The following is a 13,226-nucleotide window of genomic DNA, read 5'->3' as shown; positions in this document are numbered from 1 at the left end:
GGTTAATCTGAATACCTTAATCTGTCGTATAAACACTATAACGAATTTTGTTGGTGATTTATTGCATCAAGAAATTGTCACGCACTGTAACAGCGATACGCTTCCTTGATGCCTGCAAACGCTGTACTATCGTCGACCGGACTTCCCCCTGAAACAGATTGTCACTTCTAACAACTACAAGCAATCCGGGATAACTTCATATAAAAAGAGGAGAAATCACGTGATCAGAGTATTGCTGTTCATGTTGCTGCCCTTGTTGACGACTGTTGGTGCGCATGCGCAAAACGCGTCTGCAGAACGGGGTGCTGAGTTATTTCAATCAGAGTGTGCGCGTTGTCACGTCCGTGCTGACATCGAAATGCGGATAACCAATGACTGGCTCGGTGAGTCAGCTTTCGATCTGTATCAGCGCATCATGGCAACCATGCCAGCTGAAACCCCCGGATCACTGACCCCGGATCAATACCTGGATCTGACAGCACACGTGCTGAACATGGGTCGTGCTACCACGCCTGTTGAAGGCAGTAATGTCGCACGCCTGGCCAACCTGGAAATTGAACAGGCAGCCGCCAGCGACGGTATCGACTACTACCCATGGCCGACCATGAACGGTGGCATGCACTCCAATCGTTATGCGCCGCTGGATCAGATCAATGCTGATAATGTGGCAGACTTGGAATTGGCCTGGCGGTGGAAGGCCGAAAACTACGGCCCACGCCCTGAAGGTCTGAACGTCACCAACCCCATTATGGTCAACGGTGTTCTGTACGCCACTGCCGGCACTACACGTAACGTAGTGGCTATCGATGCTGGCACAGGACAGACACTGTGGATGTGGCGTCCTCAGGAAGGTGATCGCTTTGACAGCTCCCCACGTAAGAACTCCGGCAAAGGTGTTGCTTACTGGACTGACGGTGAAGGCAAAGAAGTGATTTTTGTCGTTACACCGGGTTACCACCTGGCCGCGCTGGACGCCAAAACTGGCCGCCTGGTCGAATCTTTTGCCGATGGCGGTATCCGTGACCTGGTCGACGGTCTGCGTATGAGCCCGGTCCGAGATGATCTTGACGTCACGCTGACCTTCCCGCCACTGGTGATCGATGACATTCTGGTCGTCGGTGCTTCACACCAGGTGAGCTACCGTCCACCTCACGCCGATAACATCAAAGGCGATGTGCGTGCCTTTGATATTCACACTGGTGAACTGCTGTGGACTCACCGCAACATTCCATTGCCGGGTGAAGAAGGCGCAGAGACCTGGTTTGAAGGCTCTGAAACAGTAAACGGTAACGGCGGTGTTTGGTCGTCCATGTCTGCGGACACCGAGCTTGGACTAGTGTACCTGCCGGTTGAATCAGCCACGGGTGACCGTTACGGCGGTGACCGCCCAGGTGATAACCTGTTCACCAGCTCTGTGGTTGCAGTTGACTACCGCACGGGTGAGCGCCAATGGTACTTCCAGCACGTTCGTCATGACATCTGGGACTACGACACACCTTCTGCGCCAATCTTGGCAGACCTCCCAAATGGCCGAAAAGTACTGGTTCAGCTAAGTAAAGAAGCCTTTGCTTATGTGCTGGATCGCGAAACAGGCGAGCCAATCTGGGAAATGGAAGAGCGCGCCGTGCCTCAGACAGACGTGCCTGGTGAGTGGACAGCTGAAAAACAGATCTTCCCGACCCAGCCACCGGCCTACGACAACCAGGGTTTCACTGAAGAAGACCTGGTGGACTTTACGCCGGAAATTCTGGAAATGGCCAAAGAGGCTATCAAGCCTTACCGCCTGGGTCCTTTGTACACCCCACCATCACTGGCCAATGCCGCTGATGGCACTATCGGCACCCTGAGCCTGCCTGGCACGCTGGGAGGCACTAACTGGGAAGGCGGTGCTTATGACCCGGAAACCGGCAAGCTATATATTGGCTCCTTCACTATGCCATCTGTACTGTCACTAGTACCGGGCGCTGAGTTTTCTACCGTGGACTATATCCAGGGTGCAGCACGTACGCCAACGGTTGAAGGTATTCCGATTACTAAACCACCTTATGGCCGTATCAGTGCCATGGACCTGGTTGAAGGTGATATCGACTGGTATATCGCTAACGCGGACACACCTGAGCGACTGAAGAACCACCCGCTGCTGGAAGGCGTCGATATACCGCGCACCGGTATTCCGACCCGCGCAGGCCTGCTGGTGACCAAGTCCCTGCTGTTTGCCGGCGAAGGTACCGGTGGCAGCAGCATCTTCCGTGCGGTCGACAAAGCCACTGGTGAGATCATCGCCGAGATTGACCTGCCTGCCTCTCAGACAGGTCAGCCAATGACATATATGCACAATGGCAAGCAGTACATTGTCATGGCCGTCAGCGGCAACGGCCCAGCCGAAATCGTAGCCCTGGCCCTGCCAGACTGATCAACGCCGAAACTCTGGTCAGTCACCGTTAAACACTGACCAGTGACAACAAACCGACAAACAAAGCGGCTATCCTTCACACAAGGGATAGCCGCTTTTTTTACAGCTGGCAAAAAGCCGACACACTACATCCAATAGCACAAGGCCAGAGCACCATGCTCCTACGTTCAGACAATCAGACCACGCCAAGCCCAGCGTATGATGCTCGAAAAAGCGGGCGGACTGTCTGAAGCCGTCAGGCTGAGTTTCCGCACGCCGAGCAGCATGCGCTGGGCTGTGGTCGTCTGAACGTAGGAGCATGGTGATCTGGCCGCTGCTCACCGATCGAATAAGTGGCCGGATTGTCCGAAGCCTCCAGGCTGAGTTTCCGGCCGCCGAGCGGCGCCCGATGGGCTGTGGTCGTCTGAGCTCATGGATCATGATGCTCTGGCCGCTCACCTTAAAGAACCAAACTTGGCAAAAAAAGACTCCCTGCCGACGACTTAGACATCGCTGGATCGTTTTGTTATACTTATCACCGTCAAAAAAACGATAACCAAAAATTATCGAAGTGACGGTATCCAAAGACACACCGGATGCCGCAAAATAACAAGAGCCAGCACAAGCTGACCGGCAAGACAGCTAGACCAATACTTTCACGCTCTCGCCTGTCCAACGCTTTATACAGATTGATGGATAGCACGAGCATTCACTTATCGAGAAAATGGAAGCTGAAAACAGACTGTTATGAATACTTTTCAAGAAGCGCCAGCGCTTCAAGAAAGACCTGACACAAAACAAGACATCCATTTACGACCACCCGAATCAACGGACGGTGCCCCCGTTCACAACCTCATCCGAAAGAGTGCCTTTCTGGACGATAACTCCCTGTACTGCTACCTGGCGATCTGTACGCATTTTGCGAACACATCCGTTGTGGCCACTATGGGTGATGATCTGGTTGGTGTGGTCACAGCGTATATTCCACCTGAGCAGCCCGACACACTTTGGGTCTGGCAGGTTGCCGTCGACAAGGCCGCCCAAAAGCGTGGCCTGGCCAGCAAAATGCTGGATGAGATACTGAGCCGCCCTGCCTGCAAGGCAGTGACTCATGTGGAAACCACTGTTACTGCGGATAATGGCGCTTCACGTGCCATGTTTGACGCCCTGTCGCGTCGCCGCGATTGCGGGATAGAGGAAACGGTCATGTTTGACCGCGAAGATCATTTCCTTAACCTGCACGATACTGAATACAAACTTAGAATCGGCCCGATGAAACCGGCCGACAACCAGGGAGAAAAATCATGACTGATATTTTCAATGAAATTGAATCAGAGGTTCAAAGTTACGCGCGCGCTTTCCCGGTTGTTTTTGAGCGCGCCAAAGGCTCTTATCTGTATGACACAGATGGCAAAGCCTACCTGGACTTTCTGGCCGGTGCCGGCACACTGAACTACGGTCATAATAATCCGGCCCTTAAAGAAGCCTTGCTGGAATACATCGGTAACGATGGTATTGCCCATGGCCTGGACATGCACACAGCAGCCAAACAGAAGTTTCTGGAAACGCTGAACGAGCGCATCTTCAAACCACGTGACCTGGATTACATGGTTCAGTTTACTGGCCCGACCGGTACTAACGCCGTGGAAGCGGCCATGAAAATTGCCCGCAACGTGACAGGCCGTCATAACATTGTCGCCTTCACGAACGGTTTCCACGGTGTATCACTGGGTGCCATGGCAGCAACTGGTAACTCTCACCACCGTGATGCGTCCGGCATACCTCTGTCTGGTGTTTCTCATGTCCCTTACGCTGGATACATGGGTGACGACCTGGATACGGTCAAACTGCTGGAAAGCATGCTGGAAGACTCTTCCAGCGGCCTGGACAAGCCAGCCGCCATCATGCTGGAAACTATCCAGGGTGAAGGTGGTCTGAACGTGGCCAGCAACGAATGGCTGCAAGCCGTTGAAAAACTGTGCCGCAAGCACGACATCATCCTGATTGTTGATGACATTCAGGCCGGTTGTGGTCGCTCAGGCCGTTTCTTCAGCTTTGAAGAGTCCGGTATCAAGCCTGACCTGGTAACGCTGTCTAAATCACTGAGTGGTTTCGGCCTGCCGTTCGCGGTCACGCTGATCAAGCCAGAGTACGATACCTGGAAGCCAGGCGAGCACAACGGTACGTTCCGTGGTAACAACCACGCATTCGTCACCGCAGCTGCTGCCATGGAAACTTTCTGGAGTGACGACAAGTTCCAGAACGAAGTACAGGAAAAAGTGGAGCACCTGTCTACGCGTCTGCGTGATATCGCTTCGGGCTATGATCGTAAACTGATCAAGGCCAAAGGCCGTGGCTTCATGCAGGGCCTGGAGTGCCGTGACGGTGAACTGGCCAGCAAAATCTGTGCTTTGTCCTTTAAAGACGGTCTGATTATCGAGACCAGTGGCGCGGACAGCCAGGTAGTTAAATTCCTCTGCCCGCTGACAATCTCTGTGGAAGAGCTGAACAAAGGCCTGGATATCGTAGAGAAAGCGGTCAAGACAACGTTACAGGAAGAAATCAAGAAAGCTTCCTAACCTAAACCTAATTCATTCATTACGAATCAGGACAACATTATGATCGTTAGACAATTGCAGGATTGCGAAAAAACCGAGCGCTTGGTGAAATCAAAAACCTGGCAGAGCGTGCGCATGTTGCTGGCCGATGACAACATGGGATATTCGTTCCATATCACCACCATCTTTGCCAACACAGAGACTCACATGCAGTACAAGAACCACCTTGAGTCGGTTTACTGCATCTCAGGCACAGGCTCTATTGTGGATCTGGCGAAAGACGAGACTCACCAGATTACCCCCGGAACCTTGTATAACCTGAACGAGCATGACAAGCACATCCTGTATGCCAACGACGAAGATCTGGTACTGGCCTGTGTGTTCAACCCACCGGTCACTGGACGCGAAGTGCACGATGCTGATGGCTCCTACCCGGCAGCCAGCTAGAATCCAGTCAGGCCTCTGACCGGCAGCGAGAATGATATGTAACCCAGAAACAACAGGTTACCAATCATGAACGCATAATGAAGGCGTCGATTGTTGGTGAATAACAGCACAGCAATCGACGCAATTATTATCACCGCCCCCCACAACCTCGACTCCCAGGTCTCGTCGTAATCAGGCAGCAGCGGATCTGATGCTCTGGAGAGCAGCAGAAAAACGACCGCCATGGCAAAGAACCAGTTCTTCGCGGAAAAGAAGTGCTCCTCCAGGTCGATTTCCTGAAAATGCCGTAAATCCGGTGTCACCACGAACGTCAACAGCACCATCATGATAGGCGCCGCCATAAACAGCAGCATCGGCCCTACCCGGGTGAAGTCATAGACCTGGTACTCCCAAAACCCCAGATAGTGGTAGGTCATAATCATCAACAGCCAGATTGACCAGCCTCCCAACAGAAAAGGATGCCGAACGCGTTCGCGGGCGCGAATCAATCGTCCCCACCCCATCAGCAGCTCGGACATGGCAAAGGCCACCACGACCGAGACAAACATCATGATGAACTCAAACTTGGACAATTCAGTCCTCCTCGAGACCCTGCCTGAAAGCCTCCCATGCCTCACGGTTAAGCGACGCAGCGGCATCTTTCTTTAACAGCTGTTCGAGAATGACCACAAGCTGTGCTTCAAAGTCATCCGCGTGCAGATACGCACAAACCTGCCCCTGCTCTGGGTCAAGCGCCCGGCGCTGCAGATCTTCCCGGTGGTCTTCTGTAATGATAATCACCGGCATAGGTCGGCGAAACGGACTGCGTTTTTCTTTTTCACGCAATTTAAACAGCAACTGTTCACGCGGGCGCAGGTGATTGTTCCAGCCGGTAATCAGACATGCCAGCTGGTTACTGAAAAAACCAAAGCCCTGATCATACTGGCGGATCGCATCCTGGGCATGACTTTCGTTATAGGTATTAATGGTTGTGTACTGACCTGTGTTCCCTACCTGGACAGCCACACGATCGACCAGTGTATGATCCAGGTCGTAAACCAGAATGACGGGTTTACTCATAGTTCCCTCTGAATTTCCTCATACGTTTTTATTGTTATTACGTCGTTTTTATTAAATATTTATCGTCGTCCGCGGCCTGATCGGTATGGGTTACCGAGCATATCAGCTCAGCAACTGCCCACCGTCGACATCTACGGTTGTGCCGGTCGCATAACCGTTTTGCATCAGATAGATCACGGCGCTGGCGACTTCCTGCGGTTTGCCAATGCGCGGCACCAACTGCCCCTGGGTCATGGCTGCCACCCGCTCATCTTTCTCTTCGCCCATCCAGTCAAACAGGGCGGTATCAATAATGCCGGGGGAAACCACATTGACGCGCTTTGGCGCCAGTTCCACAGCCAGGCAGCGTACCATGTTTTCAACGGCACCACCGACGCAGCTCAAGGCTGACATATTTGCTTTGTGACGTCGCGCCGGAGCACCACTGACAAATGTAATGGAGCCTGTTTCAGGTACGTAAGCGGCACCAAGACGCGCCACCTTGGCGTAGCCCCAAAGTTTGCCGAACGCCGCCTGGAACTGCTCTTCAGTTTGCTCAACAAAGGGCGCCAGCGTGCGTGTGCCACCCGTAGCGGCTGAAACCAGATGATCAACGGTACCGATAGATTCGAACAGCGCCTTCAAGCCTTCATCATCATGCGTGTCGAGTTGCGTCAGGGTGATGTTCTCCTGACCTTCAGCAATTTTGCCGGCTTTTTCCAAATGCTCCTGTGACCGACCGGCAGCCCAGACTTTCGCGCCCTGTTCAGCAGCAGCCAGTGCTGTTGCCAGTCCGATACCCGAAGTGCCACCTATAACGACGACATTCTTTCCTTGCAAACTTGTCATAAACTGAGTCTCCTCGCATTCGGTTTTGCTGGCGATAATAGCACATGTCCTCCGCCCCCTCATGGAATAGGCCGCGACTTTGAGTAAACGTGACCGATCGCACATCAGGTCGAACGATTTCAGTTGCGCCTGAACCGAAACCGTTGATAATACGTACTGTTGAACCAATTACGTTTCAAACATAATAATTATCACTGAATTATCACTGAATTATCAAGGACATGAATACACTGGCTTGATCACAGTGATAGCCATGCCGGGGTCTGTTATGCAATTCATACCACTACACACCAATTTCGTCCGTGGGCGATCATTCATACAAGCCGCATTGATCAGCGCTTCGCTGGGGTTGATGAGTGCATGCACCTGGGTTCAGCTTAGCCCTGAAGCCGCAGAGGTTTACCTAAGAACCACCAGCCAGGTCAGTGAGTGTGACCGTGTAGGAACCGCCAATGTCAATGCACTGTCACAGATTGGTTTCATCGATCGCAGTGCCGCCCGGCTCCAGGACGAACTTGTCGACCTGGCCAAAAATGAAGCAGCCCGCCTGGGCGGGGACAGCGTTGTCCCGGAGTCTACAATTGATGACGGAAAACAGACCTTTGGTGTCTTTCTCTGTGGTCGCTAGTTGGTAACGAAAGCCGGCACGGAATCAGCAACAGGATGTACTGAATTTCGTGCTTCTCCCCCGGAGCATACGACATGGAAAACCGCTTATTAAACGTAAGCCGTCAGTTTGCCAAACTGCCCGATACTGTACATCAGCACCGTCACTGGCTCTGGGTCCTGATCACCCTGGTCAGCCTGGTCTGCGCCTATGGCGTAATCACCAAAACCCGCATGGATATGCGGATTGACAGCTTTTTTGATCAGCAGGATCCGGCTATAGCCGCCCTCAATAATTTCCGCAGCCAGTTTGGCAGTGATGACTCCGTGTACCTGGTCTACGAAGCCGCAGACGGTGATGTATTCTCCCGGGCTTCGCTGGAAGCTGTCGCGGCTCTGACCGAGCAACTGGAACAGGCCTCCCGGGGCCAGTTAGACGATGCCGGTTTAACCGAAGGCCAGCGCCAGGAACTGATGCAGATTCGACGCGTGCAATCGCCCAGCAACCTGCGCATACAGACGGCCGAAGGTGATACATTGCTGGCCGAACGGCTGCTGCCCTCACCATTACCCGAATCGCCAGGGGCGTTACAAACCGTTCGGGAAACGGCATTGGCAGAACCGGATTTCGTCAACGCCTTTTATTCCGACGATAGCCGCTATGGCGCCTTGATGATCAGCACCACACTCGGCGCCCAGCCCGTTGATGATTATGAGCCAGCCGTCAACTCGGAGGACATTCAGCTCGATGACATGTTCAGTGATTTTGGCAACGCCAGTGACAGCTTCGAATTAAGTTTTAGTGAAAGCGCAACGGTTGAAGATGTTGAATTTGAGCCTGTGGACATCAATCATTACGCCGCTTTTCACGATGCGCTGCGCCAGGTGTACCAACCTTTTGACCAGACCCTGAACTTTTACGCAACCGGCAACCCGCCATTACAGGCCTGGGTTGCCGATATCCTGCAGCAGATGATCTGGCTGGCGCTGGCCATGATCGCCGTATTTATCTGCCTGCTGCGTATGCTGTTCCGCTCTTTCAGTGCTGTGATCTGGCCAATTGTCACAATAGCCATCAGCCTGCTCTGGACCTGGGGCATTACTGCCTGGCTGGGAGCCACGCTGTCCACCATGATTTCGCTGACGGTGATGCTGGTGTTTGCCGTCGGTCTGGCTGATTGCATTCATGTTATGACGGCCTATTACCAGGCTAAACGACATGGCCAGGAACACCAGGCTGCACTGAGCACAGCCTATGAGAAAACCGGTCTGGCTATTTTGCTGACCACACTGACCACCATGGTGGGTGTCCTGGCGTTGACGTTTTCCGACATGCTACCCATACGTGTCTTTGCCATGATGTCCGCACTGGGTGTGTTACTGGCTTTTGTGTTCAGTGTCGTACTGCTGCCATTGTTACTGTCTCTGTGGCACCCGCCTGCCGAAAGAAACACCATTGAGACCCTGCCTGCCTCATCACTGCTTGGCCGCTCCGGGTGGGTACTGGCGGGACTGGCATTGATCACTGCCGTACTTGCCCTGCTGGTGGATGTCTTATTGTCAGTTTACCTGCTGGCTCTGGTGGGATTCGCCTGGTTGGTGCTGGTTTATCAGGATGTCATCCTCTCCCGCTGTCTGGCACTGTCGGCCCGTTTCCCGAAGGCTATCCTGGCCGCCTTCATTGGTTTTTTTATCCTCGCCGCTTATGGCACCTCTCAAATGCAGATCGACAGCAACATCGCTGAACTGACCAGCGAGGACAGTGAGCCACGTATTGCCTATGACATTGTCGACCAGCACATGGCAGGGGCGCAGACCTTGTCGGTCATGATTGATACCGGTGAAAGTGACGGGGTCATGCAACCGGAGCTGCTAAACGCCATGGATCAGTTTCAGCAACATGTCGAAAATACTTACGCGGGCCAGGTCTCACGCACTTATTCTCTGGCCAATATCGTCAAAGACACCTATCAGGTCATGAACCAGGATGATCCGGCCTGGCATCGCCTGCCGGAAGATTTTGTGACGGTTTCCCAGCTGCTCTACCTGTTTGGCAGCGCCGATCCGGAAGAAAAACGCAACCTGGTTTCCGACGATTACAGCCGGACGCACATTACCATGAACGCCTATAACGCAGGTTCTTATGAGTACCAGCAGTTTTTCCGGCAACTGGAAAATGATATTGATCAGTACTTTGCCCCGGCCTACGACCGCCTGCCAGAGATGGACATCAGTGTGACCGGTTCGGTGCCACTGATGATGCGCGCCATGGACTCCATCGCCCGCTCCCAGTACAGCAGCCTGATGCTGGCCCTGGGCGTGATTACCCTGATGATGTGTCTGACACTGGGCTCCTGGCAGGCAGGGTTGGTGGCGGCTGTACCGAACCTGCTACCTGCGGTGACCACGTTCGGCATCATGGGGTTGCTGGATATACCACTGGACACCGACACGTTGCTGATTGCCCCGATGATTATCGGCATTGCGGTAGACGATACTATCCACTTTCTGACCCATTACCGGCTGGCACTGGCTGAGACGCAGGATATGAACGCCGCACTGACCAGTACCGTCAAACGTGTTGGCCGGGCAGTGATGTTTACCACACTGGTGCTCAGCCTGGGCTTTATTGTGCTGAGTTTCTCTGACTATCTTGGTGTTGCAAAAATAGGGATATTTGGCGCGCTTGCTATCGTTGTCGCACTGCTCTGCGATCTGCTTTTGCTACCCGCGTTACTGCGCTGTATCAAGCCCAGGTTAGGTCTCAAACTGCCCGTCAGTGATTTTGCCAAACCAGATTATTCATCCACACCACAGGAGGCTTAATGCAACTGCTTTCGCGACAAATGCCGGCCCTGATGTTCACCATACTGTTTAGCGCCTGGACACTGGCTGCCAATGAGCCGCAGGACGGCAGAGCCATTCTTGAACGCGTCGAAGAGACACAACGTGCCGTATCGGATGCCGCCTTTAACCGGGTACAGTTGTCGAGCTGTCAGTTTGGTGTGCAGGACAACCAGATCACCTGTGCCGAGCGGCCTCGGGTCAAGGCGCTGGAGTCAGTATCCATCAATACCGGCGAGCAGCAGCTGGATACCAAAATGATCTCCATTGTGCGCGAACCGGCAGCAGAGCGGGGTATCGGCATGCTGAGCTATACCTATGACTCGCCTGAAACTGACAATGAAACATGGCTGTATCTGTCAGCACTGGGCCAGGTCAAGCGCATTGCCAGTGGCAACTCGGACGACAACTCAGAACCGGCATCGATCTTCGGCTCGGAGTTCACCACAGAAGACCAGGACACGGGTAAGCTGGATGAATACGAAATCCGGGTACTGCGCGAAGATAATGTCAATGGCCGTGAAGTCTGGGTCATCGAATCGGTACCCAATGCAGAACGAGCCAGGAAGACGCGTTATGCGCGCACCGTACATTATGTCGACAAGGCCCGCTTTGTGGTGCTGCGTTCTGACATGTATGACAGACAGGGGCGGGAAATCAAGCGCCTGATGGCGTCTCGCATTGAGCAGGTCAACGGTAACTGGACGGCACGTTCATTAACCATGATGAACCTGATTGCCAACCGCCTGTCCAACATGGCCATCCTGGAAATCCACAATGATCTGGATATTCCGGAAGCATTCCTGACGCCGCGCACACTGACAGATGTCGCGTTCCGCGAAGCAGAACTGAATAAACTCCGGGAGCAGGTTGACTGACAGCATGTCGCGCATTGTTATTCGTCAGACAGCATTGTGTTTGCTCACAATACCGCTTTTCCCGATTCCGCTGGCTCAGGCTCAGGCTCAGGCTCAGGCTCAGGCTCAGGCTCAGGCTCAGTCAGATGATGCGCTTGCCACTGGCGACTTCAACAGCGCAGACTTTGACAGCGCCGATTTTGACAGTGCTGCATTCGATGAGCTGCAATTTGACGACTCGATGCTTGCCGGTGATGAGCTGTTTGACGCGGATTCGGAAGATACTGGCAACAGCAGTGCCTTTCGCTACCAGTTGACCCAGCAGTGGGTCGGCCACCTAAACCGCCACAGTTTTGCACCCATAGATGATGCCTCAGCAGCGGCACCGGGCCATCGTCCCCACCAGACGGAAGTCAACCGGCTGGCTGGTCATATCCGCTACCAGGATGCCTTCGCTGGCGGCTGGCTGGCCCAGGCCAGTGCCTGGGGACGCCTGTACCTGGACGGCGATTACGAGCATGACAACCCCGATCGTCAGAATACCGAATGGCGCCTGAATGAACTGTTCCTGCAGTACAGCGGCGACGTCGACAGCATCACGGCCGGTCGGCAAACAGTCGTCTGGGGCGAGACCATTGGCCTGTCCGTACTGGATGTGGTCAATACCACAGAGTACCGTGACCTGACCGTGATTGACCTGGAAGATGCTCGCCTGAATCAGTGGATGCTGAGCTGGGACCGCTTTTCTGATTCGGGCAACCTGAGCAGTTTTATTAACGTTTACCCGGAATTTAATCCCTTGCCTGTGGACGGCAGCCCATTGTTTCCCGGCGCACCATTACGACTGTCCAGTTACCACAGGGACGAAGCCATCTTTGAAATCGGCACTCGCTGGCAACGCCACTTTACCGGCAGTGACCTTTCCCTGATGGCAGCCCGACTGTATGAGAACAACCTGCTGCACCTGCCCGACCCGGCCACACCTGGACACAGTGATCCTGTTGTTAACGATTACCTGCTGCTGGGCGGCAGTATCAACCGTGCCATTGATACCTTGTTACTGACCCTGGATATTGCCTGGTCGCATCAGGTTCAGGTGGCAGGCTACACACCCCGCACTGAGTCGAAAAAAGTGCCCCCGCTGGGAGAGCCGCAATTACCGGCTAATATGGCCACGCTGCATCGTGAGTACGCAAACCTGCTGGGCATATCTGCCGGGTTTGAATATGCGATAACGCCGTTACGGCAAATCAGCGTCGGGCTTCGGGCAGAAAAGCTGTATGACCTGCCACAGGGAGATGTCATTGTGGTGGACGACCGTGAAGATCTGCGCGCTGATATGTTGCTGCGTTACAGTCACGTGGTCTGGCAGGAAGTGCTTTCACTGGCGCTAACAGCGCAGGCTGACCTGAAAGGCAACGCCAGCCTGGTGAACCTCAGCGCCGAATATCAGTGGAATGACAACCTCAGTACCACGGCCCAGCTCATCGCCACACGGGGTGAGCCGGGCAGTAACTTTGGTTTTCTGGATGAAGACCTGCGCCTGGGCCTGACCATGACGCTGTCTTTCTGATTTTTACCCTGCCGCTCGACCACGAGCCTCTCAGTCCTCGAGCCTCTCAGCCCTAAAGTCCT

11 protein-coding genes are annotated in these 13,226 nt (G+C 53.8%); 8 read left to right on the top strand and 3 right to left on the bottom strand.

Features of this window, described 5'->3' with window-relative positions:
- The first annotated feature begins 220 nt into the window (after window positions 1–220).
- From PSCS_RS02795 to PSCS_RS02780, 4 genes are all read left to right on the top strand, one after another.
- A complete protein-coding gene (locus PSCS_RS02795; protein ID WP_068810282.1) occupies window positions 221–2,413 on the top strand; it encodes an outer membrane protein assembly factor BamB family protein in 2,193 nt (730 codons plus the stop codon).
- 726 nt (window positions 2,414–3,139) lie between these two features.
- A complete protein-coding gene (gene ectA, locus PSCS_RS02790) occupies window positions 3,140–3,700 on the top strand; it encodes a diaminobutyrate acetyltransferase (protein ID WP_068810281.1) in 561 nt (186 codons plus the stop codon).
- Window positions 3,697–4,971 (top strand): diaminobutyrate--2-oxoglutarate transaminase, encoded by a 1,275-nt coding sequence (gene ectB / locus PSCS_RS02785; protein WP_082866479.1) that lies wholly within the window; start codon window positions 3,697–3,699, stop codon window positions 4,969–4,971. The genes ectA and ectB overlap by 4 nt, the downstream gene beginning before the upstream one ends.
- Window positions 4,972–5,010: 39 nt before the next feature.
- Window positions 5,011–5,397, top strand: a complete 387-nt coding sequence (locus tag PSCS_RS02780) for an ectoine synthase (protein WP_068810279.1) — start codon at window positions 5,011–5,013, stop codon at window positions 5,395–5,397.
- On the opposite strand, the gene PSCS_RS02775 is transcribed toward PSCS_RS02780, so the two are convergent.
- From PSCS_RS02775 to PSCS_RS02765, 3 genes are all read right to left on the bottom strand, one after another.
- On the bottom strand, window positions 5,394–5,969 hold the full coding sequence (locus tag PSCS_RS02775) for a hypothetical protein (protein WP_068810278.1): 576 nt from the start codon (window positions 5,967–5,969) through the stop codon (window positions 5,394–5,396). The genes PSCS_RS02780 and PSCS_RS02775 overlap by 4 nt on opposite strands.
- A 1-nt stretch (window position 5,970) precedes the next feature.
- Window positions 5,971–6,456 (bottom strand): hypothetical protein, encoded by a 486-nt coding sequence (locus tag PSCS_RS02770; RefSeq protein WP_068810277.1) that lies wholly within the window; start codon window positions 6,454–6,456, stop codon window positions 5,971–5,973.
- A 102-nt stretch (window positions 6,457–6,558) separates the two neighbouring features.
- Window positions 6,559–7,284, bottom strand: a complete 726-nt coding sequence (locus tag PSCS_RS02765) for an SDR family oxidoreductase (protein WP_068810276.1) — start codon at window positions 7,282–7,284, stop codon at window positions 6,559–6,561.
- Between the two features lie 268 nt (window positions 7,285–7,552).
- On the opposite strand from PSCS_RS02765, the gene PSCS_RS02760 reads away from it, so the two are divergent.
- The 4 genes from PSCS_RS02760 to PSCS_RS02745 all read left to right on the top strand — a co-directional run bounded on the left by PSCS_RS02760 (window position 7,553) and on the right by PSCS_RS02745 (window position 13,164).
- A complete protein-coding gene (locus PSCS_RS02760; RefSeq protein ID WP_157885602.1) occupies window positions 7,553–7,912 on the top strand; it encodes a DUF4156 domain-containing protein in 360 nt (119 codons plus the stop codon).
- Window positions 7,913–7,986: 74 nt separating this feature from the next.
- Window positions 7,987–10,716, top strand: a complete 2,730-nt coding sequence (locus PSCS_RS02755; protein WP_082866476.1) for an efflux RND transporter permease subunit — start codon at window positions 7,987–7,989, stop codon at window positions 10,714–10,716.
- Complete coding sequence (locus PSCS_RS02750) at window positions 10,716–11,612, top strand: outer membrane lipoprotein-sorting protein (RefSeq protein WP_068810275.1); 897 nt, start codon at window positions 10,716–10,718, stop codon at window positions 11,610–11,612. The genes PSCS_RS02755 and PSCS_RS02750 overlap by 1 nt, the downstream gene beginning before the upstream one ends.
- Window positions 11,613–11,616: 4 nt before the next feature.
- Window positions 11,617–13,164 carry a DUF1302 family protein gene (locus tag PSCS_RS02745; RefSeq protein ID WP_068810274.1) on the top strand — a complete coding sequence of 516 codons (1,548 nt, stop codon included), beginning with the start codon at window positions 11,617–11,619 and terminating at the stop codon, window positions 13,162–13,164.
- The last annotated feature ends 62 nt before the right edge of the window (window positions 13,165–13,226 follow it).

The organism is Pseudohongiella nitratireducens (assembly GCF_001642735.1).
GTDB classification, from domain to species: Bacteria; Pseudomonadota; Gammaproteobacteria; order Pseudomonadales; family Pseudohongiellaceae; genus Pseudohongiella; species Pseudohongiella nitratireducens.
Note: the sequence above shows the minus strand (reverse complement) of the source record. Positions and strands in the feature narration are given on the sequence as shown.

What these genes read in the sequence shown, in the direction of transcription:
- PSCS_RS02765 (WP_068810276.1), bottom strand. Translation starts at nt 7,284, where the DNA reads ATGACAAGTTTGCAAGGAAAGAATGTCGTCGTTATAGGTGGCACTTCG.
- PSCS_RS02755 (WP_082866476.1), top strand. Translation starts at nt 7,987, where the DNA reads ATGGAAAACCGCTTATTAAACGTAAGCCGTCAGTTTGCCAAACTGCCC.
- ectB (WP_082866479.1), top strand. Translation starts at nt 3,697, where the DNA reads ATGACTGATATTTTCAATGAAATTGAATCAGAGGTTCAAAGTTACGCG.
- PSCS_RS02770 (WP_068810277.1), bottom strand. Translation starts at nt 6,456, where the DNA reads ATGAGTAAACCCGTCATTCTGGTTTACGACCTGGATCATACACTGGTC.
- ectA (WP_068810281.1), top strand. Translation starts at nt 3,140, where the DNA reads ATGAATACTTTTCAAGAAGCGCCAGCGCTTCAAGAAAGACCTGACACA.
- PSCS_RS02760 (WP_157885602.1), top strand. Translation starts at nt 7,553, where the DNA reads ATGCAATTCATACCACTACACACCAATTTCGTCCGTGGGCGATCATTC.
- PSCS_RS02750 (WP_068810275.1), top strand. Translation starts at nt 10,716, where the DNA reads ATGCAACTGCTTTCGCGACAAATGCCGGCCCTGATGTTCACCATACTG.
- PSCS_RS02780 (WP_068810279.1), top strand. Translation starts at nt 5,011, where the DNA reads ATGATCGTTAGACAATTGCAGGATTGCGAAAAAACCGAGCGCTTGGTG.
- PSCS_RS02745 (WP_068810274.1), top strand. Translation starts at nt 11,617, where the DNA reads ATGTCGCGCATTGTTATTCGTCAGACAGCATTGTGTTTGCTCACAATA.